General features: G+C 61.8%; 14 protein-coding genes and 4 tRNA genes. 17 read left to right on the top strand and 1 reads right to left on the bottom strand.

The window, feature by feature from the left end:
• The first annotated feature begins 309 nt into the window (after positions 1-309).
• The 14 genes from C4J85_RS17865 (at position 310) to C4J85_RS17800 (ending at position 13,701) form a co-directional block, all read left to right on the top strand.
• Positions 310-1,320, top strand: coding sequence for an aspartate-semialdehyde dehydrogenase (locus tag C4J85_RS17865; protein WP_124410368.1), 1,011 nt, complete (start codon positions 310-312; stop codon positions 1,318-1,320).
• Positions 1,321-1,481: 161 nt separating this feature from the next.
• Entirely contained in the window at positions 1,482-4,001 is a 2,520-nt protein-coding gene (locus C4J85_RS17860) for a FimV/HubP family polar landmark protein (protein ID WP_124410367.1), read from the top strand.
• Positions 4,002-4,170: 169 nt separating this feature from the next.
• The gene (gene truA, locus C4J85_RS17855) at positions 4,171-4,995 is read left to right on the top strand and encodes a tRNA pseudouridine(38-40) synthase TruA (RefSeq protein WP_124411209.1); all 825 of its coding nucleotides are present in this window, start codon (positions 4,171-4,173) and stop codon (positions 4,993-4,995) included.
• Positions 4,996-5,059: 64 nt separating this feature from the next.
• Positions 5,060-5,692, top strand: coding sequence for a phosphoribosylanthranilate isomerase (locus C4J85_RS17850; protein WP_124410366.1), 633 nt, complete (start codon positions 5,060-5,062; stop codon positions 5,690-5,692).
• 245 nt (positions 5,693-5,937) lie between these two features.
• The gene (gene accD / locus C4J85_RS17845) at positions 5,938-6,858 is read left to right on the top strand and encodes an acetyl-CoA carboxylase, carboxyltransferase subunit beta (protein WP_005789754.1); all 921 of its coding nucleotides are present in this window, start codon (positions 5,938-5,940) and stop codon (positions 6,856-6,858) included.
• Complete coding sequence (gene folC / locus C4J85_RS17840; RefSeq protein ID WP_124410365.1) at positions 6,855-8,162, top strand: bifunctional tetrahydrofolate synthase/dihydrofolate synthase; 1,308 nt, start codon at positions 6,855-6,857, stop codon at positions 8,160-8,162. Before accD ends, folC begins: the two co-directional genes overlap by 4 nt.
• Complete coding sequence (locus C4J85_RS17835; RefSeq protein ID WP_124367669.1) at positions 8,146-8,805, top strand: SPOR domain-containing protein; 660 nt, start codon at positions 8,146-8,148, stop codon at positions 8,803-8,805. Before folC ends, C4J85_RS17835 begins: the two co-directional genes overlap by 17 nt.
• A 246-nt stretch (positions 8,806-9,051) precedes the next feature.
• Complete coding sequence (locus C4J85_RS17830) at positions 9,052-9,609, top strand: CvpA family protein (RefSeq protein WP_003192538.1); 558 nt, start codon at positions 9,052-9,054, stop codon at positions 9,607-9,609.
• A gap of 40 nt (positions 9,610-9,649) precedes the next feature.
• Positions 9,650-11,155 carry an amidophosphoribosyltransferase gene (gene purF, locus C4J85_RS17825; RefSeq protein WP_124363594.1) on the top strand — a complete coding sequence of 502 codons (1,506 nt, stop codon included), beginning with the start codon at positions 9,650-9,652 and terminating at the stop codon, positions 11,153-11,155.
• A gap of 66 nt (positions 11,156-11,221) precedes the next feature.
• Positions 11,222-12,433, top strand: coding sequence for an O-succinylhomoserine sulfhydrylase (locus tag C4J85_RS17820; protein WP_124363593.1), 1,212 nt, complete (start codon positions 11,222-11,224; stop codon positions 12,431-12,433).
• A gap of 11 nt (positions 12,434-12,444) precedes the next feature.
• Complete coding sequence (locus C4J85_RS17815; RefSeq protein WP_124410364.1) at positions 12,445-13,209, top strand: SDR family oxidoreductase; 765 nt, start codon at positions 12,445-12,447, stop codon at positions 13,207-13,209.
• A gap of 100 nt (positions 13,210-13,309) precedes the next feature.
• A tRNA-Val gene (locus C4J85_RS17810) sits at positions 13,310-13,385 on the top strand.
• A 56-nt stretch (positions 13,386-13,441) separates the two neighbouring features.
• Positions 13,442-13,518, top strand: a tRNA-Asp gene (locus C4J85_RS17805).
• Positions 13,519-13,624: 106 nt separating this feature from the next.
• A tRNA-Asp gene (locus C4J85_RS17800) sits at positions 13,625-13,701 on the top strand.
• Positions 13,702-13,859: 158 nt separating this feature from the next.
• Here C4J85_RS17800 and C4J85_RS17795 read toward each other — a convergent pair.
• Complete coding sequence (locus C4J85_RS17795) at positions 13,860-15,143, bottom strand: FAD-binding oxidoreductase (RefSeq protein ID WP_124410363.1); 1,284 nt, start codon at positions 15,141-15,143, stop codon at positions 13,860-13,862.
• A 184-nt stretch (positions 15,144-15,327) separates the two neighbouring features.
• Here C4J85_RS17795 and C4J85_RS17790 point away from each other — a divergent pair.
• From C4J85_RS17790 to C4J85_RS17780, 3 genes are all read left to right on the top strand, one after another.
• Positions 15,328-15,404, top strand: a tRNA-Val gene (locus C4J85_RS17790).
• Positions 15,405-15,958: 554 nt separating this feature from the next.
• Positions 15,959-16,675 carry a DUF969 domain-containing protein gene (locus tag C4J85_RS17785; protein ID WP_124410362.1) on the top strand — a complete coding sequence of 239 codons (717 nt, stop codon included), beginning with the start codon at positions 15,959-15,961 and terminating at the stop codon, positions 16,673-16,675.
• Positions 16,672-17,622, top strand: coding sequence for a DUF979 domain-containing protein (locus C4J85_RS17780; protein WP_124410361.1), 951 nt, complete (start codon positions 16,672-16,674; stop codon positions 17,620-17,622). The genes C4J85_RS17785 and C4J85_RS17780 overlap by 4 nt, the downstream gene beginning before the upstream one ends.
• Positions 17,623-17,625: the final 3 nt, after the last annotated feature.

Below are 17,625 nucleotides of genomic sequence, written 5' to 3'. Positions count from 1 at the left end.
TGGTGACAGGCGCGGGTTTTTTGTTGGGCTTTCGGACTTGCCCTAATGCCAGTCAGTTAAGCGTACACCACCGTCTGTAGGAGCGAGCTTGCTCGCGAAAAACTCACAGGCACCGCGTTTATTCAGGAAGCACGCGTTATCGTTGACGTTTTTCGCGAGCAAGCTCGCTCCTACAAAAGCCTTAACTGACTTGCATTAGGGCTTGCCCCCGATAGGGCCCTCAGCCACACCCCAAACCCCCAGGCTAATTGCCTCACCCCCAACCACCCGGTAAAGTGCCGCTCCCCCCGCAATGCCCGAGGCAGCCCCATGACCCAGACCTTTGAAATCGCCGTGATCGGCGCCACCGGTACCGTTGGCGAAACCCTGGTGCAGATTCTCGAAGAGCTGGACTTCCCGGTAGGCACCCTGTATTTGCTGGCCGGCAACAACTCCGCCGGTGCATCGGTACCGTTCCGGGGCAAGAACGTGCGGGTCAAGGAAGTCGATGAATTCGACTTCAGCAAGGCGCAGTTGGCCTTTTTCGCGGCCGGCCCGGCGGTGACCCTGAGCTTCGCCCCACGTGCCATCGCTGCCGGTTGCTCGGTGATCGACCTGTCTGGCGCATTGCCAGCCGAACAGGCGCCGTCCGTGGTGCCGGAAGCCAACGCCCATGTGCTCAAGGGCTTGAAAAAACCCTTTCAAATCGCCAGCCCGAGCCCGTCCGCCACCAACCTGGCGGTGCTGCTGGCGCCGTTGCGCGGTTTGTTGGATATCCAGCGCGTGAGCGTCACCGCTAACCTGGCCGTGTCGGCCCTGGGCCGCGAGGCCGTCAGCGAGTTGGCCCGCCAGACGGCCGAGCTGTTGAATGTACGCCCGTTGGAGCCGACCTTCTTTGATCGGCAAGTAGCCTTCAACCTGTTGGCACAAGTCGGCACGCCAGACGCCCAAGGTCATACAGCCCTGGAGAAACGTCTCGTACATGAACTGCGGGCCGTGCTGGAAACTCCGTTGCTGAAGATTTCCGCAACCTGCGTTCAAGCCCCGGTGTTTTTTGGCGATAGCCTGACTGTGTCGCTGCAGTTGGGGGCGCCGGCCGATTTGGTTGAGGTGAACCGTGTACTCGATGCGGCGCCGGGTATCGAGCTGGTCGAGGCGGGCGACTACCCAACGGCAGTAGGCGATGCGGTGGGTCAGGACGTTGTTTATGTAGGGCGAGTGCGCGCAGGTGTGGACGACCCGGCGGAACTAAATGTGTGGCTGACGTCAGATAACGTACGCAAAGGCGCTGCGCTCAATGCCGTGCAGCTGGCGCGGTTGTTGATAAAAGACCTTGCGTAAAAGATACTTGGCGCCAATTTGTAGATTGATTCTCACCAAGCGCTATGCTTGGCCAAAAGCGGAACACAAGCGCGTCGGTGACCTATCGGCTCGCCATGCCTTATGGCAGCGGTTACCAACCTTCTCGAAAGCCGGGGAGTGTTCAGACAAAGGATGAGGCTATGGTTCAAGTTCGCAAACTGGTGTTAGCAATAGCGGCCGCCTCGGCGCTGTCCTCCGGTATGGCGCAGGCGCTGCAACTCGGGGAGATGACCCTCAAGTCGAAGTTGAACCAGCCGCTGTCGGTGGAAATCGAGTTGCTCGACGTCGGCGGCCTTACGGCGTCCGAGATCACCCCGAGCCTGGCCTCGTCCCAGGCGTTCGTCGATGCCGGTGTCGATCGCCAGGCCTTTCTCGACGACCTCACCTTTACCCCGGTGGTCAATCCCAACGGCCGCAGCGTGGTGCGTGTCACCTCCAGCAAACCGTTGCCTGATTCCTATGTGCGCTTCCTGTTGCAGGTGCAGTGGCCGAACGGCCGACTCATGCGTGACTACAGCGTGCTGCTCGATCCCGCCAAATTCGACCAATCCACACCGGCTGCCAGTGCGCCAGCGCCGCGCTTGAGTGCGCCGGCCGGTACCGCAACCGCTGTCAGCAAGCCAGCGCAACATACCACCACTGCTCGCGATACTTTGTGGGAAATTGCCGAGAAAAACCGCAATGGTGGCTCTGTGCAGCAGACGATGCTGGCCATTCAGGCGCTCAACCCGGATGCGTTTATTAACGGCAACATCAACCGCCTGAAAACCGGCCAGGTCCTGCGCCTGCCGGACACCGTGCAAAGCACCGCGCTGGGGCAACCGCAAGCGATCGCCGAAGTGACGGCGCAGAACGCTGCCTGGCGTCAGGGCCGCCGCACCGCCGCCCAGCAAGTGGCGGGTAAGGCCCAGCTGGATGCTACCAAGCGCACCGAGACTGGCAATGCACCGTCGAGCACCAGCGCCAAGGACAACTTGAGCCTGGTGTCGGCCGAGTCCGCCAAAAAAGGTGCAGCAGGCAAGGCCGGTGATAGCCGCGCGTTGAGCGACAAGCTGGCGATGACCCAAGAGCAACTGGACACCACCCGTCGCGACAATGAAGAGCTCAAAAGCCGCGCGGCAGATCTGCAAAGCCAGTTGGACAAGCTGCAAAAGCTGATTCAACTGAAGAATGATCAGTTGGCCCGTCTGCAGGCCGAGAAGGGTGATGCGGCTGTGCCCGCAGCGGCGGCAGCGCCTGCGCAGTTGGCCGGTGAACCGGCGCCAGCCCCGGCAGCCCCGGCAGCCCCGGTAGCGACCCCTGCTCCCGAGCCGACCAAACCGGTTGCCGCGCCTGCAACCACCGAAGGCAAATTCAATGAGCTGCTGACCAACCCTGTGGTGCTCGGTGTGCTCGGTGGCGCGGCCGTGATTCTGGCGTTGTTGCTTCTGCTGTTGTGGGTGCGTCATCGCAACGCCCGTCTTGAAGAAGAAAAGCACCTGCGCATGGCGCGCGCGCTGGCTGAAGAGCCGGAGTTCACGTCGAACATCGATCGCGACCTGCCACCCGACAGTTTCGGAGGCCTTGAAGTGCCGCCGCCGAGCGTCACGCGGGCACCCGCGCCTGCACCCGTTCCGGTGGTTGAGCCTGCTGTACCCTCCGTCGCCTCCGTGCTGGCACCGCTGGCGGCTGCCGTCGCCCCAACTTCCAGCGACGCGCTCTCCCAAGCCCAGTCCCATATCGACCGGGGCCACCTGAACCAGGCGGCGGATGTGCTTGAGCAAGCGATCAAGCAGGAGCCCAAGCGCAGTGACCTGCGTTTGAAGTTGATGGAGGTCTACGGCCTGCAGAATGACAAGAACGGTTTTGTCAGCCAGGAGCGTCAGTTGGTGGCCACGGGTGAAAACCACGCCCAAGTCGAGCAGCTCAAAGGCCGCTTCCCGGCCATGGCGGTGTTGGCGGCAGGCGTGAGTGCCGCGGTGGCCGCTGCCGCCCTGGACGCCCAGTACGTCAAGGACCTGCTGGAAGACAAGCCGGCTGCGCCGCAGCCAGAGCCTCTGGATACCGATTTCGACCTGAGCCTGGACGACCTGGAGGCGGCATCGCCGGCAGAGGTCAAGGGCGATCAGTCATTCGAGGCGCTTCTTGAGCAGCAGACGGCCGCCAGCGCAGATGACCTGTCGGACTTCGACCTGGATCTGCAATTGGATGCACCGGCGTCCGCGCAGTCCGATGACGACTTCCTGTCCGGTCTCGAAGAACAGATGAAGGACGTACCGGCCGCCGAGCCGCCGACCTTGACCCCGGCAGCGCTGGATGACTTCGATTTGCCGGAAGATTTCGACCTCTCCTTGGCGGACGAGCCCGAATCGACGGTCAAGCCCGATGCCTTCGCTTCGGAGCTGGACGACGTCAATGCTGAATTGGACCGTCTGTCCCAGAGCCTGGAGCATCCCTCCATCGAGCCGTCCTTCACGGCTGAAGATGCGGCGCTCGGTGACGACGAGCCCGAGTTCGACTTCCTGTCGGGCTCCGATGAAGTCGCCACCAAGCTGGACCTGGCCCAGGCTTATATCGACATGGGCGACGCCGATGGCGCCAAGGACATCCTTTCCGAAGTGCTGACCGAGGGCAACGAGACCCAGCGCGGCGAGGCCAAGGAAATGCTCGGCCGAATCTGAAGGCTGATACGCGCCCAACGGGGAGAGGGCTTACTCCCTGCCACCGTTGGCGCCGCGCCCCCCCCCAACAAAAGCGCCCGTCGCGCAGCCGGCGCCTTTATAATCCCCGTCTTCGCGCAACTCATCAGGCTCTCAGTTCTTGGCAAATATAGATAACGCGGCCGCCGAAATGGCGGCCGCAGGCTTTCACCGCATCGCCCTCGGCGTAGAATACAAAGGCTCGCGCTATCGCGGCTGGCAGCGCCAGGCCTCCGGTGTGCTGACGGTGCAGGAAACCCTGGAAAACGCTCTGTCGAAAGTCGCTGACTCGCCGGTATCGCTGATGTGTGCCGGGCGTACCGACGCCGGCGTGCACGCCTGTGGCCAGGTGGTGCATTTCGACACCCAGGCCGAACGCTCGATGAAGGCGTGGGTGATGGGCGCCAATATCAATCTGCCCCATGACGTCAGCGTCACCTGGGCCAAGGTGATGCCGGCGCATTTTCATGCGCGCTTCAAGGCCATCGCCCGACGCTACCGCTACGTGATCTACAACGATCAGATCCGCCCGGCGCACCTGAACCAGGAAATCACCTGGAACCACCGCCCGCTGGATGCCGAACGCATGGCCGAGGCTGCGCAGCATCTGGTGGGTGTGCATGATTTCAGCGCGTTCCGTGCCGGCCAATGCCAGGCCAAGTCGCCGATCAAGGAAGTCCACCATCTGCGCGTGACCCGGCATGGCAAGATGATTGTGCTGGATATCCGTGCCGGGGCGTTCCTGCACCATATGGTGCGCAACATTGCGGGCGTATTGATGACCATCGGCACCGGCGAGCGCCCGGTGGAATGGGCCAGGGAAGTGCTGCAAAGCCGCATCCGTCGTACCGGTGGGGTTACGGCGCATCCGTTCGGCCTGTATCTGGTGGAGGTGGAGTACCGCGACGAGTTCGAGCTGCCGCAGCGTTTTATCGGGCCACACTTCCTCACAGGTTTCAGTGAACTTGGCGGCTGACGCCTGGAAAAGCTTTTGTTACCATCCGGGACTTTCTCGGTTCAATCCCTGAGGTTTCTACGATATGTCAGCCGTTCGCAGCAAGATTTGCGGGATTACCCGCATCGAAGACGCGTTGGCGGCGGTCGAGGCGGGGGCGGATGCCATTGGCCTGGTGTTTTATGCCAAGAGCCCGCGGGCGGTGAATGTGTTGCAGGCGCGGGCCATCATCGCCGCGCTGCCACCGTTCGTGACCACCGTGGGTTTGTTCGTTAACGTCAGCCGTTGTGAACTCAATGAAACCCTGGATGCCGTGCCGCTGGACATGCTGCAGTTTCATGGCGATGAAAACCCGGACGAGTGCGAAAGTTATCAGCGCCCCTATATCAAGGCGTTGCGCGTCAAGGCCGGCGATGACATCGCCGCCGCCTGTGCCGCCTATGCGGGCGCGCGCGGGATTCTGCTGGATACCTACGTCGAAGGTGTTCCCGGCGGTACGGGAGAAGCCTTCGACTGGTCGCTGATCCCGGAGGGCTTGAGCAAGCCGGTCATCCTCGCAGGTGGGCTCAACCCGATGAATGTCGGCGCGGCCATCGAGCAGGTCCGGCCGTATGCGGTGGATGTCAGCGGCGGGGTGGAGCAGGGCAAGGGCATCAAGGATCACCACAAGATTCGCGCATTCCTGCGGGCCGTGCGCAACAGCAGCGGTGCGATGTGACGGCTGGCAGTCTGCCGCCGTCCATAACTACCACTGTGTAAAACAGCACCGGCGCCGCCTGCGGGAGGCCCGGAAACGAAGTGGCAACCCTGCGCTGGCAGGTTGTCTGGAAGGCTGAGGATGCAGGCGGGAAATGGCTGGTCGAACCTCTGACCCCGTCCCGCCGGCCTCATCGCCACATATGAATTTAGCTCAAGGGCATACGCGGGGCTGTGTTCAAGCCACCGGTACTGGAGAAAGAAAGCATGAGCAACTGGTTAGTAGACAAACTGATCCCTTCGATCATGCGTTCCGAGGTGAAGAAAAGCTCGGTTCCTGAAGGTCTGTGGCACAAGTGCCCATCCTGCGACGCGGTGCTGTACCGCCCGGAGCTGGAAAAGACCTTGGACGTTTGCCCCAAGTGCAACCACCACATGCGTATTGGCGCACGCGCCCGTATCGACATCTTCCTCGACGCCGACGGCCGCAACGAGCTGGGCGCTGACCTGGAGCCGGTCGACCGCCTCAAGTTCCGCGACAGCAAGAAGTACAAGGACCGTCTGGTCGGTGCGCAGAAGCAGACCGGCGAGAAAGACGCGCTGATCTCCGTCAGCGGCAAGCTGCTGGGGATGCCGGTGGTGGTTTCGGCGTTCGAGTTCTCCTTCATGGGCGGCTCCATGGGTGCCATCGTCGGCGAGCGTTTCGTGCGCGCCGCCAACTATGCCCTGGAAAACCGCTGCCCGATGATCTGCTTCGCCGCCTCCGGTGGCGCGCGTATGCAGGAAGCGCTGATTTCCCTGATGCAAATGGCCAAGACCTCGGCGGTATTGGCGCGTCTGCGCGAAGAAGGCATTCCGTTCATCTCGGTACTGACCGACCCGGTCTACGGCGGTGTTTCCGCCAGCCTGGCGATGCTTGGCGATGTGATCGTCGGTGAGCCAAAAGCCCTGATCGGCTTTGCCGGCCCACGCGTCATCGAGCAGACCGTGCGTGAAAAACTGCCGGAAGGTTTCCAGCGCAGCGAGTTCCTGCTGGAACACGGTGCCATCGACCTGATCATCCCGCGCGGTGAGCTGCGCCCACGCCTGGGTAACCTGCTGGCGCAAATGATGGGCCTGCCGACGCCTGTCTACGTCGCGCCCAAGGTCGAGCCGATCGTCGTGCCACCGGTGCCAGCAAACCTATGACCCAACGTACCCTCGGCGAATGGCTCGCCTACCTTGAGCAGTTGCATCCGTCCGCCATCGACATGGGCCTGGAGCGCTCGCAACAGGTAGCGGCCCGCCTTGGGTTGGGGCGGCCGGCACCGCGTGTGATCACGGTCACCGGCACCAACGGCAAAGGCTCCACCTGTGCCTTTGTCGCGGCGCTGCTGCAGGCCCAAGGGCTGAACGTCGGCGTGTACAGTTCGCCGCACCTGCTGCGCTACAACGAGCGCGTGCAGCTCAATGGCGTCGAAGCCACTGACGAGCAGCTCTGCGAAGCCTTCGCCGCCCTCGATGCAGGGCGTGGCGAGATTTCCCTGACCTATTTCGAAATGGGCACCCTGGCGGCGTTGTGGCTGTTCGAGCGTGCGCAACTCGATGTCGTCGTCTTGGAAGTGGGGCTTGGCGGGCGTCTGGACACGGTCAACGTGGTGGATGCGGACATGGCGCTGGTCACCAGCATCGGCGTCGACCATGTCGATTACCTGGGTGACACCCGCGAATCCGTGGCATACGAAAAGGCCGGGATCTTTCGCCAGGGCAAGCCTGCATTGTGCGGCGATCTTGACCCTCCGCAACCCTTGCTGGACAAGGTGCGTGAGCTCGACTGCCCGTTCTTCCTGCGCGGGCGCGACTTCAATCTGGAGATCGGCGATCAGCATTGGCAATGGTCCGGGCGCGATGCGCGGGGCCAGCCGGTAGCGTTGCGCGGTTTGCCGCTGCTGAACCTGCCGATGGAGAATGCCGCGCTGGCGCTGCAAGCCTATCTGTTACTGGATCTGCCGTGGAATGCCGGGCAAATAGCCGCAACCCTGCTGGCAACGCGCATAGTCGGGCGCCTGGATCGACGTGCCGTGGAGTGGCAGGGCAAGCGCCTGAACCTGCTGCTGGATGTGGGCCATAACCCTCACGCCGCTGAGTATCTGGCGCAGCGCTTGGCGCGCACGCCGCTGTCCGGCCGCCGCCTGGCGGTGTTTGGCCTGCTGGCCGACAAGGATCTCGACGGCGTGCTTGCGCCGTTGCTGAGCGGGGTTCAGTCCTGGGCCGTTGCGCCGCTGGATACGCCACGTAGCCGTCCGGCAGTTGAGCTGGAAACGGCCTTGCAGAACCTTGGTGCGTCGGTGACGTCGTATGCAAGCATCACCGCGGCCCTCGAGGCGCAGTGTGCGGTAGCGACGGCCGAGGACGAGATTCTGTTGTTCGGATCATTTTATTGTGTTGCCGAGGCGCTCGAATGGCTGGCCCGGCGCTCCACGGAGGAAGCTGCACATGGCATTACTGGATAGCGCATACAAGCAGCGAATGGTCGGAGCCCTGGTGTTGGTGGCATTGGCGGTGATTTTCTTGCCGATGCTGTTTTCCCGTCAGGACGAACAGCGCCAGGTGGTCGTCGAGGCTCCGGCTGCGCCCCAGGCACCGGTGGTGCCTCAGGTCCAGGTCGAGCCGGTGGTGGTGCCTGAGCCGCAGGCGCTGCCTGAAGAAGAGCCGGTGCCGAGCGATGAAGAGGTCGCCGCGCAACAGGCGCCGTCCATGCCGGTGCAGCCAAGCGTGCCGGTGGTCAAGCCGGCACCCGCTCCGGCTGTTGCCGCCAAGCCCGCGACGCCAGCGCCTGCGCCCAAACCGGTAGCGCCACAGCCTGCCGCGCCGGGCAAGCCTGACGTGGGGCAGAGCCGTATCGACCCGAATGGTCTGCCGATCAGCTGGTCGATTCAAGTGGCCAGCCTGGGCAACCGCGAAGGCGCCGACGCCTTGCAGAAAAAGCTGCGCGCCCAGGGTTACAACGCCTACATCCGTAGCGCCGACGGCAAGAACCGCGTGTTTATCGGGCCGCTGATCGAGCGCGCCGAAGCCGACCGCCTGCGGGATCTACTGGACCGTCAGCAGAACCTCAAGGGTTTCGTCACTCGCTTTCAGCCTGAGCGCGGCTGATTTCGAGACTTGAATGCAGTCAAGTGTGGGAGGGGGCTTGCTCCCGATAGCGGTGGGTCAGTCAGTACATCTGGCACTGAACCACCGCCATCGGGGGCAAGCCCCCTCCCACATTGGTTTTCAGCGGTCTTGAAATACTGTTCGCGCCGCCCAATCTATTGATTTGCAAGGCACCCGCAATCACCGCTTACCGATAGCCCGGCGCTCTGCTAAAATGCGCCGCCTTATCCGTACGTAGGCTGCACTGTGCCATTTACCTGGGTTGATTGGGCGATCGTTGCAATCGTCGCCATCTCCGCTTTGATCAGTCTGAGCCGCGGCTTCGTAAAAGAAGCACTGTCGTTGCTGACCTGGATCATCGCAGGAGTCGTAGCCTGGATGTTCGGTGGTTCACTGTCGGTCTACCTGGCCGGGTACATAGAGACACCCTCGGCTCGCGTCATCGCGGGCTGCGCCATCATGTTCATCGCCACGCTGCTGGTGGGGGCAATGGTCAATTATCTTATTGGCGAGTTGATACGTGTCACCGGCCTGTCCGGGACCGATCGATTTCTCGGCATGGCCTTCGGCGCCGCGCGTGGCGCGTTGCTGGTGGTCGTGGCGGTCGGGCTGTTGAGCCTGGGGCCGGTACAGCAGGATTCGTGGTGGCAGGAGTCGGTGCTCGTGCCAAAATTTCTATTGGTTGCAGACTGGTCCAAGAACCTCATATTGGGGTGGAGCAGTCAGTGGCTGGCCAGCGGAATCAGCGTACCCGCTGATCTTCCGTTCAAGGAACATCTCTTGCCGGCCAAAACGCCTCAGTAAGAGTGTTCAGTCAAGATCCATTAAGTAGGGGTTGCGTCGCATGTGTGGCATCGTCGGTATCGTCGGTAAGTCGAACGTCAATCAGGCGCTGTATGACGCGCTAACCGTCCTCCAGCACCGCGGCCAGGACGCTGCCGGTATTGTGACCAGCCACGACGGCCGGTTATTCCTGCGCAAGGACAATGGCCTGGTGCGCGACGTGTTCCATCAGCGTCACATGCAGCGCCTGGTCGGTCACATGGGCATTGGCCATGTGCGTTACCCAACCGCTGGTAGCTCGACGTCGGCCGAAGCTCAGCCGTTCTACGTCAACTCGCCTTACGGCATTACCCTGGCGCACAACGGTAACCTGACCAACGTTGAACAGCTGGCCAAGGAGATTTACGAATCTGACCTGCGCCACGTCAACACCAGCTCCGACTCGGAAGTGCTGCTCAACGTGTTCGCTCACGAGCTGGCCCAGCGCGGCAAGCTGCAGCCGACCGAAGAAGACGTGTTTGCCGCCGTGATCGACGTGCATAACCGTTGCGTGGGCGGCTATGCCGTGGTGGCGATGATCACCGGTTATGGCATCGTCGGTTTCCGCGATCCGCACGGCATCCGCCCGATCGTGTTCGGCCAGCGTCATACCGACGAAGGCGTCGAGTACATGATCGCCTCCGAAAGCGTGTCCCTGGATGTGCTGGGCTTCACTCTGATTCGCGACCTGGCACCGGGCGAAGCGGTGTACATCACCGAAGACGGCAAGCTGCACACCCGCCAGTGCGCCGTCGCGCCGAAACTCACCCCCTGCATCTTCGAACACGTCTACCTGGCGCGTCCGGATTCGATCATCGACGGCGTTTCGGTGTACAAGGCGCGCCTGCGCATGGGTGAGAAGCTGGCCGAGAAGATCCTGCGCGAGCGCCCCGAGCACGACATCGACGTGGTCATCCCGATCCCGGACACCAGCCGTACCGCCGCGCTGGAGCTGGCCAACCACCTGGGCGTCAAGTTCCGCGAAGGCTTCGTCAAGAACCGCTACATTGGCCGTACCTTCATCATGCCCGGCCAGGCAGCGCGCAAGAAGTCGGTGCGCCAGAAGCTCAACGCCATCGAGCTGGAGTTTCGTGGCAAGAACGTGATGCTGGTGGATGACTCCATCGTGCGCGGCACCACGTGCAAGCAGATCATCCAGATGGCCCGTGAAGCCGGTGCGAAGAACGTGTACTTCTGTTCCGCCGCGCCTGCCGTGCGCTACCCGAACGTGTACGGTATCGACATGCCGAGCGCCCATGAACTGATCGCCCACAATCGTTCGACCCAGGACGTGGCCGACCTGATCGGCGCCGACTGGTTGATCTACCAGGACCTGCCTGACCTGATCGAAGCGGTCGGCGGCGGCAAGATCAAGATCGACCAGTTCGACTGCGCCGTGTTCGACGGCAAGTACGTGACCGGCGACGTCGATGAGGCCTACCTGAACAAGATCGAGCAGGCGCGCAACGACTCGTCGAAGATCAAGACCCAGGCGGTCAGCGCGATCATCGATCTGTACAACAACTGAGTGAACACCGGCCCTGAGGGGCCGGTTTTGTATCTTAAATAAAGAATTCGAGTAAGGAGTCGCAGCATGAGTCAGGAATGGGATGCCGGTCGTTTGGACAGCGACCTCGATGGCGTAGCTTTCGATACCCTGGCTGTGCGCGCCGGCCAGCACCGTACCCCGGAAGGGGAGCACGGTGATCCGATGTTCTTCACCTCCAGTTATGTGTTCCGCACGGCGGCCGACGCTGCTGCGCGTTTTGCCGGTGAAGTGCCGGGCAACGTCTACTCGCGCTATACCAACCCGACCGTGCGTGCGTTCGAAGAGCGTATCGCCGCCCTGGAGGGTGCTGAGCAAGCGGTGGCCACGGCGACCGGCATGGCGGCGATCCTGGCGGTGGTGATGAGCCTGTGCAGCGCTGGCGACCACGTGCTGGTATCGCGCAGCGTGTTCGGTTCGACCATCAGCCTGTTCGAGAAGTATTTCAAGCGCTTCGGTATCGAAGTGGACTACGTGCCCCTGGCGGATCTGTCTGGCTGGGAGGCGGCGATCAAGGCCAATACCAAGCTGCTGTTCGTTGAGTCACCGTCCAACCCGCTGGCTGAACTGGTGGATATCGCCGCGCTGGCCGAAGTAGCGCACGCCAAGGGCGCGATGCTGGTTGTCGACAACTGCTTCTGCACCCCGGCGCTGCAACAGCCGTTGAAGTTGGGCGCGGACATCGTGGTGCATTCGGCCACCAAGTTCATCGACGGCCAGGGCCGTTGCATGGGCGGTGTGGTGGCCGGTCGCAGCGAGCAGATGAAGGAAGTGGTGGGCTTCCTGCGCACCGCCGGGCCGACCCTGAGCCCGTTCAACGCGTGGATTTTCCTCAAAGGCCTGGAAACCCTCAGCCTGCGCATGAAGGCCCATTGCGCCAACGCTCAGGCGCTGGCCGAGTGGCTGGAGCAGCAGGACGGAATCGAGAAAGTGCATTACGCCGGCCTCAAGAGCCACCCGCAGCACGCATTGGCGCAGCGCCAGCAGCGCGGGTTCGGCGCGGTAGTGAGTTTCGAAGTGAAGGGTGGCAAAGAGGGCGCCTGGCGCTTTATCGATGCCACGCGCCTGATCTCGATCACCGCCAACCTGGGTGACAGCAAAACCACCATCACGCACCCGAGCACCACCTCCCATGGGCGCCTGGCGCCGCAGGAGCGCGAAGCTGCAGGCATCCGTGACAGTCTGATTCGCATCGCAGTCGGGCTGGAAGACGTGGCTGACTTGCAGGCCGACCTGGCTCGCGGGTTGGCGGCCTTGTGATCGAGTGGTCCATGGAGGCCGCAGCGGCCAGTAACGGACGCGTGGCGCTAGTGACCGGCGCAGCGCGGGGCATTGGCCTGGGGATCGCGGCGTGGCTGATCAGCGAAGGCTGGCAGGTGGTGTTGACCGACCTGGATCGCGAGCGCGGTTCCAAGGTGTCCAAGGTGCTGGGCGAGAATGCCTGGTTTATCAGCATGGACGTGGCCGACGAGAAGCAGGTGGCTCAAGGTGTGGCTGAGGTATTGGGGCAGTTTGGGCGCCTGGATGCGTTGGTGTGCAATGCGGCGGTGGCCGATCCGCGCAATATCACCCTGGAAAGCCTCGACCTGGCGTACTGGAACCGCGTACTGGCGGTGAACCTCAGTGGGCCGATGCTGCTGGCCAAGCACTGCGCGCCGTACCTGCGGGCCCACGGTGGCGCTATCGTCAACCTGGCCTCGACACGGGCCCGCCAGTCGGAGCCGGACACCGAAGCGTACGCGGCAAGCAAGGGTGGCCTGCTGGCGCTGACTCACGCGCTGGCGATGAGCCTGGGCCCGGAAGTGCGGGTCAATGCGGTCAGCCCTGGCTGGATCGATGCGCGTGATCCTGCTGCGCGGCGTGCCGAGCCGCTCACCGATGCCGATCACGCTCAGCATCCGGCGGGCCGGGTAGGCACGGTGGAGGACGTAGCAGCCATGGTGGCATGGTTACTGTCGCGCCAGGCCGGGTTTGTCACCGGGCAAGAGTTCGTGGTGGACGGTGGCATGAGCAAGAAGATGATTTACAGCGAGTAGGGCGGTCTTGAAGCATTTTTGTCTTTTTCAGAAAAACTTCAAGCGGGCTATTGACTTAGGTCCGCTACCTGCGTAAATTTCGCGGCCTCAACGAAGCAAAGGGTGATTAGCTCAGCTGGGAGAGCATCTGCCTTACAAGCAGAGGGTCGGCGGTTCGATCCCGTCATCACCCACCACTTCTTGAGAGTTTTGCCCTTGTGGCAAGACGCAACGTTAAAGGTTGCACCGACGCGCAGCGGTAGTTCAGTCGGTTAGAATACCGGCCTGTCACGCCGGGGGTCGCGGGTTCGAGTCCCGTCCGCTGCGCCATATTTTCCAGGTCCGATGTGTCGGGCTTGAGATTGAACAGCCAAGGCTGACCAATCAGATGTTTAAAGGTGATTGAGGGGTTTAGCCTCAGTTAGCCAAGCGATACGCAGCGGTAGTTCAGTCGGTTAGAATACCGGCCTGTCACGCCGGGGGTCGCGGGTTCGAGTCCCGTCCGCTGCGCCATATCTGCCTCAAGGCCCACTGAACGCCTTGAAGCACAAGGAAAGCCATTGGCTGACTTTGATCCGATAGCAAAGACCCTGGTCGAAAGACCGGGGTTTTTTGTGCCTGCGATTTGGCTTTCCAGGCAAGGAGCCGGCGAACCGGCTCCCCGTTATGCGTCAAAAGCCCAGCTTGTCCCGCAGCCCGTAATACCACGCGCCCATTGCGGCAAATGGCGTGCGCAGGAGCTGGCCGCCCGGGAACGGGTAGTGGGGCAGGTCGGCAAACGCGTCAAAGCGTTCAGCCTGGCCTCTCAGGGCTTCGGCCAGTACCTTGCCCGCCAGGTGTGTGTAGGTCACGCCGTGGCCGCTACAGCCCTGAGAGTAATAGATGTTGTCGCCGAGGCGGCCAACCTGAGGCAAGCGCGACAGGGTCAGCAGGAAATTGCCGGTCCAGGCGTAGTCGATCTTTACGTCTTTGAGCTGTGGGAACGCCTTGAGCATTTTTGGCCGGATGATCGCTTCGATATTTGCCGGGTCCCGCGCGCCATACACCACGCCACCGCCGAAGATCAGGCGCTTGTCGCTGGTGAGGCGGTAATAATCGAGCAGGTAGTTACAGTCTTCGACACAGTAGTCCTGCGGCAGCAACGTCCTGGCCAATTCATCGCCCAAGGGTGCGGTGGTGATGACCTGGGTGCCGCACGGCATTGATTTCGCCGCCAGCTCCGGCACCAGATTGCCCAGGTAGGCATTCCCCGCGACGATGATGAACTTGGCCCTGACTTTACCTTCGGCGGTATGCACCGCCGGATTGGCGCCGCGTTCGATGCGCACCGCTGCCGATTGCTCATAGATCGTGCCGCCCAGGGATTCAACGGCTGCCGCCTCGCCCAAGGCCAGGTTGAGCGGGTGGATATGCCCGCCGCTCATGTCCAGCAGGCCGCCTACATAGTTGTCACAAGCCACTACTTCGCGGATACGGCGCTCGTCCAGCAGCTCCAGCTGCGTATGGCCGTAGCGCTCCCACAGGCGCTTCTGCGATTCCAGGTGGCCCATGTGCTTGTTGTTGAGGGCGGCGAACACACCGCCGTCCTTCAAGTCGCACTGGATCTGATACTTGGCCACGCGTTCACGAATGACCCTGCCGCCCTCGAATGCCATCTCGCCGAGCAACTGCGCCTGCTTGGGCCCGACGCTGCGTTCGATGACATCGATGTCGCGGCTGTAGCTATTGACGATTTGCCCGCCATTACGGCCGGACGCACCAAAACCTACCTTGGCGGCTTCCAGCACCGTCACGCGAAAGCCGTTCTCGAGCAGAAACAGCGCGCTGGACAGGCCGGTATAACCGGCACCGATCACACAGACATCAGTTTCGATCTCACCTTGCAGCACCGGGCGCGGCGGAACCGCGTTCGCGGAGGCGGCGTAATAGGACTGGGGGTAGGGGGTGTTCGCCATCCTGGAACCTCTGTTTTATATTTTTTACGAGTGCGGCGATCCTACCTGAGTTGAAAATTGCCTGCCAGCCACCCGTAAATCGCGGGCGCGTCGCCCGCGAATAAAAAATTCGCATATTCATAGGCTTAGCTGCAAAAAAGATGTTGACACCCCTACGGAATTCCGTAGAATGCCGCCTCACAGCAGGCACGTAGCTCAGTTGGTTAGAGCACCACCTTGACATGGTGGGGGTCGTTGGTTCGAGTCCAATCGCGCCTACCAAACAAAATCCGCTCTGCTGGGCGGTCTAGAAGGGCTCACCGAAAGGTGAGCCCTTTTTTGTTGCCCAGAATTCGGGCAATGCCTTGTCGAAGTGACACCTCGTGGCGCACTTGAGGCCTACGCGTCTCGATCAACAGAAAAGCGTAGCCACCGACAGCAGGCAAATGATCTGGACCGCCATCTGGCAGCGTATCTCGCCAATCGTTGTCGCCATACTGCTCATTTGACCGGCATACATAGCTGGAGCCCTCATTGTCGGCAATCGCACCGTGGATGATCCGCAGGACCATCATGGCTGAGTATAGGGCCAATCCCGAATCCCTCCAGTTGCCGGGGCCTGCGCTGCCAATGTCCACAAAATTTATTGGTCTGCAGCAACAGTTTTTCTTGTTGGACACCTCCCACCTCAAGGCAGCAAAGTTGCCGCCACTGCTCGACCTTCCGGGTCAACAATAAAAAAACCGAGCCGACTGCACGCCACTTTCATGCTGTGAGCCCTTTGCTCACATCCTGCTGTAATGGCGCCGCAGCGCGCACTAAAGGACCTCTCCGCCATGCAAACTGTTGTGAACTTATGGCCGTTGATCGGCGTACTTGTCATCGTGGTCGGCTTTGTATTGCGCTTCAATCCGTTGCTGGTGGTGACCGCCGCCGCTATCGCTACCGGGTTCGCCGCCCATTTCCCGCTGGAAAAAATTCTCGCAACCATGGGTGATGGCTTCCTTCAAACCCGTGCGTTGCAATTGATCCTGTTATTACCGTTGGCGGTGATCGGCCTGTTGGAGCGTCATGGCCTGCGCCTGCATGCGCAGAACTGGATCGCCCGCTTCGAGCGCGCGACGGTTGGGCGTTTGCTGATCATCTATCTGTTCGTGCGTGAATCTACCGCAGCCATGGGGCTGACCAGCCTGGGCGGGCATCCGCAGATGGTACGGCCATTGCTGGCGCCGATGGCCGAAGGTGCGGCGGAGAAACGCTATGGCAAGCTGCCGGACAAGCTGCGTCACAAGGTTTTGGCCATGTGCGCCGCCACCGACAACGTGGGGCTGTTTTTTGGTGAGGACATCTTCGTCGCCTTTGGTGCGATCGCCTTGATGCACACCTTCCTGCTCGGCTCGGGGATTGATGTAGATCCGCTGCATATCGCGGTGTGGGGCATCCCCACGGCGATCTGTGCCTTTATCATCCACGCCATTCGCCTGCATCGGTTCGATCGCAGGTTGACTCGTGAGATGACCGCCGCCGCCCCGTCGGTGGAGGCCGCGCAATGATTATTTCCATTCAATACCTGTACTGGCTGGCGGGGGTGCTGTTGCTGATCACTGCCGGCATGATCTTGTTGGATCGCACCCACCCCAAGCGTTGGTCCAGCGCGCTGTTCTGGCTGCTGTTTGCCATTCCGTTCCTGGTGGGGGAGCGCCTGCCCTCGGTGGTCATCGGTGTCGGCGTTGTGGTGATGGCGTTGATTGCTGGCCTGGGCGGCGTTGGCCGTGGCCAGCACGCCGAATTGCACGTCAAGGCTTCCCGTGCCAGTGCCGGTCGCTTGGGTCACAAGCTGTTTATCCCCGCGCTGGCGATTCCGCTGACCACGGTGATTGGCTCGGTATTGCTCAAACACTCCGAAATTGGGGGCGTGCCGCTGCTTGATCCGAAGAACACCACCTTCGTCTCGCTCGGCATCGGCTGCCTGATCGCCCTGGGACTGGCCTGCTGGTTGACCCGCGATACGCCGGTGCAAGCCTTGCGCGAATCGCGTCGCCTGACCGAAGCCCTTGGCTGGGCCATGGTGCTGCCACAGATGCTGGCAATGCTCGGGCTGTTGTTCAATGAAGCCGGGGTGGGCACGGCGGTCGCCCACGTCACCACCACGTACATCAACCTGGACTTCAAGTTGGTGGCGGTCATGGTGTATGTGCTGGGCATGGCCTTGTTTACCGTGATCATGGGCAACGGCTTTGCAGCCTTTCCGGTGATGACCGGTGGCGTCGGCGTGCCGGTGCTGGTGGGGATCTACGGCGGCAACCCGGCGGTAATGGCGGCGATCGGCATGTTCTCCGGCTACTGCGGTACGCTGATGACGCCGATGGCGGCCAACTTCAATATCGTGCCGGCCGCGCTGCTTGAGCTGCCGGACAAGAACGCGGTGATCAAGGCCCAATTGCCCACCGCCTTGATGATGCTGGTGGTCAATATTGTGCTGCTTTATCTGTTGATGTGAGGC

The organism is Pseudomonas sp. R4-34-07 (genome assembly GCF_003852375.1).
GTDB lineage: Bacteria > Pseudomonadota > Gammaproteobacteria > Pseudomonadales > Pseudomonadaceae > Aquipseudomonas.
This window is presented reverse-complemented; position numbering and strand designations above follow the sequence as displayed.

Excerpts from the sequence above, each read along its gene's own strand:
- C4J85_RS17820 (WP_124363593.1), top strand. The coding sequence starts at position 11,222 with ATGAGTCAGGAATGGGATGCCGGTCGTTTGGACAGCGACCTCGATGGC.
- accD (WP_005789754.1), top strand. The coding sequence starts at position 5,938 with ATGAGCAACTGGTTAGTAGACAAACTGATCCCTTCGATCATGCGTTCC.
- C4J85_RS17815 (WP_124410364.1), top strand. The coding sequence starts at position 12,445 with ATGGAGGCCGCAGCGGCCAGTAACGGACGCGTGGCGCTAGTGACCGGC.
- folC (WP_124410365.1), top strand. The coding sequence starts at position 6,855 with ATGACCCAACGTACCCTCGGCGAATGGCTCGCCTACCTTGAGCAGTTG.
- C4J85_RS17835 (WP_124367669.1), top strand. The coding sequence starts at position 8,146 with ATGGCATTACTGGATAGCGCATACAAGCAGCGAATGGTCGGAGCCCTG.
- C4J85_RS17780 (WP_124410361.1), top strand. The coding sequence starts at position 16,672 with ATGATTATTTCCATTCAATACCTGTACTGGCTGGCGGGGGTGCTGTTG.
- truA (WP_124411209.1), top strand. The coding sequence starts at position 4,171 with ATGGCGGCCGCAGGCTTTCACCGCATCGCCCTCGGCGTAGAATACAAA.
- C4J85_RS17850 (WP_124410366.1), top strand. The coding sequence starts at position 5,060 with ATGTCAGCCGTTCGCAGCAAGATTTGCGGGATTACCCGCATCGAAGAC.
- C4J85_RS17860 (WP_124410367.1), top strand. The coding sequence starts at position 1,482 with ATGGTTCAAGTTCGCAAACTGGTGTTAGCAATAGCGGCCGCCTCGGCG.
- C4J85_RS17785 (WP_124410362.1), top strand. The coding sequence starts at position 15,959 with ATGCAAACTGTTGTGAACTTATGGCCGTTGATCGGCGTACTTGTCATC.
- purF (WP_124363594.1), top strand. The coding sequence starts at position 9,650 with ATGTGTGGCATCGTCGGTATCGTCGGTAAGTCGAACGTCAATCAGGCG.
- C4J85_RS17795 (WP_124410363.1), bottom strand. The coding sequence starts at position 15,143 with ATGGCGAACACCCCCTACCCCCAGTCCTATTACGCCGCCTCCGCGAAC.
- C4J85_RS17865 (WP_124410368.1), top strand. The coding sequence starts at position 310 with ATGACCCAGACCTTTGAAATCGCCGTGATCGGCGCCACCGGTACCGTT.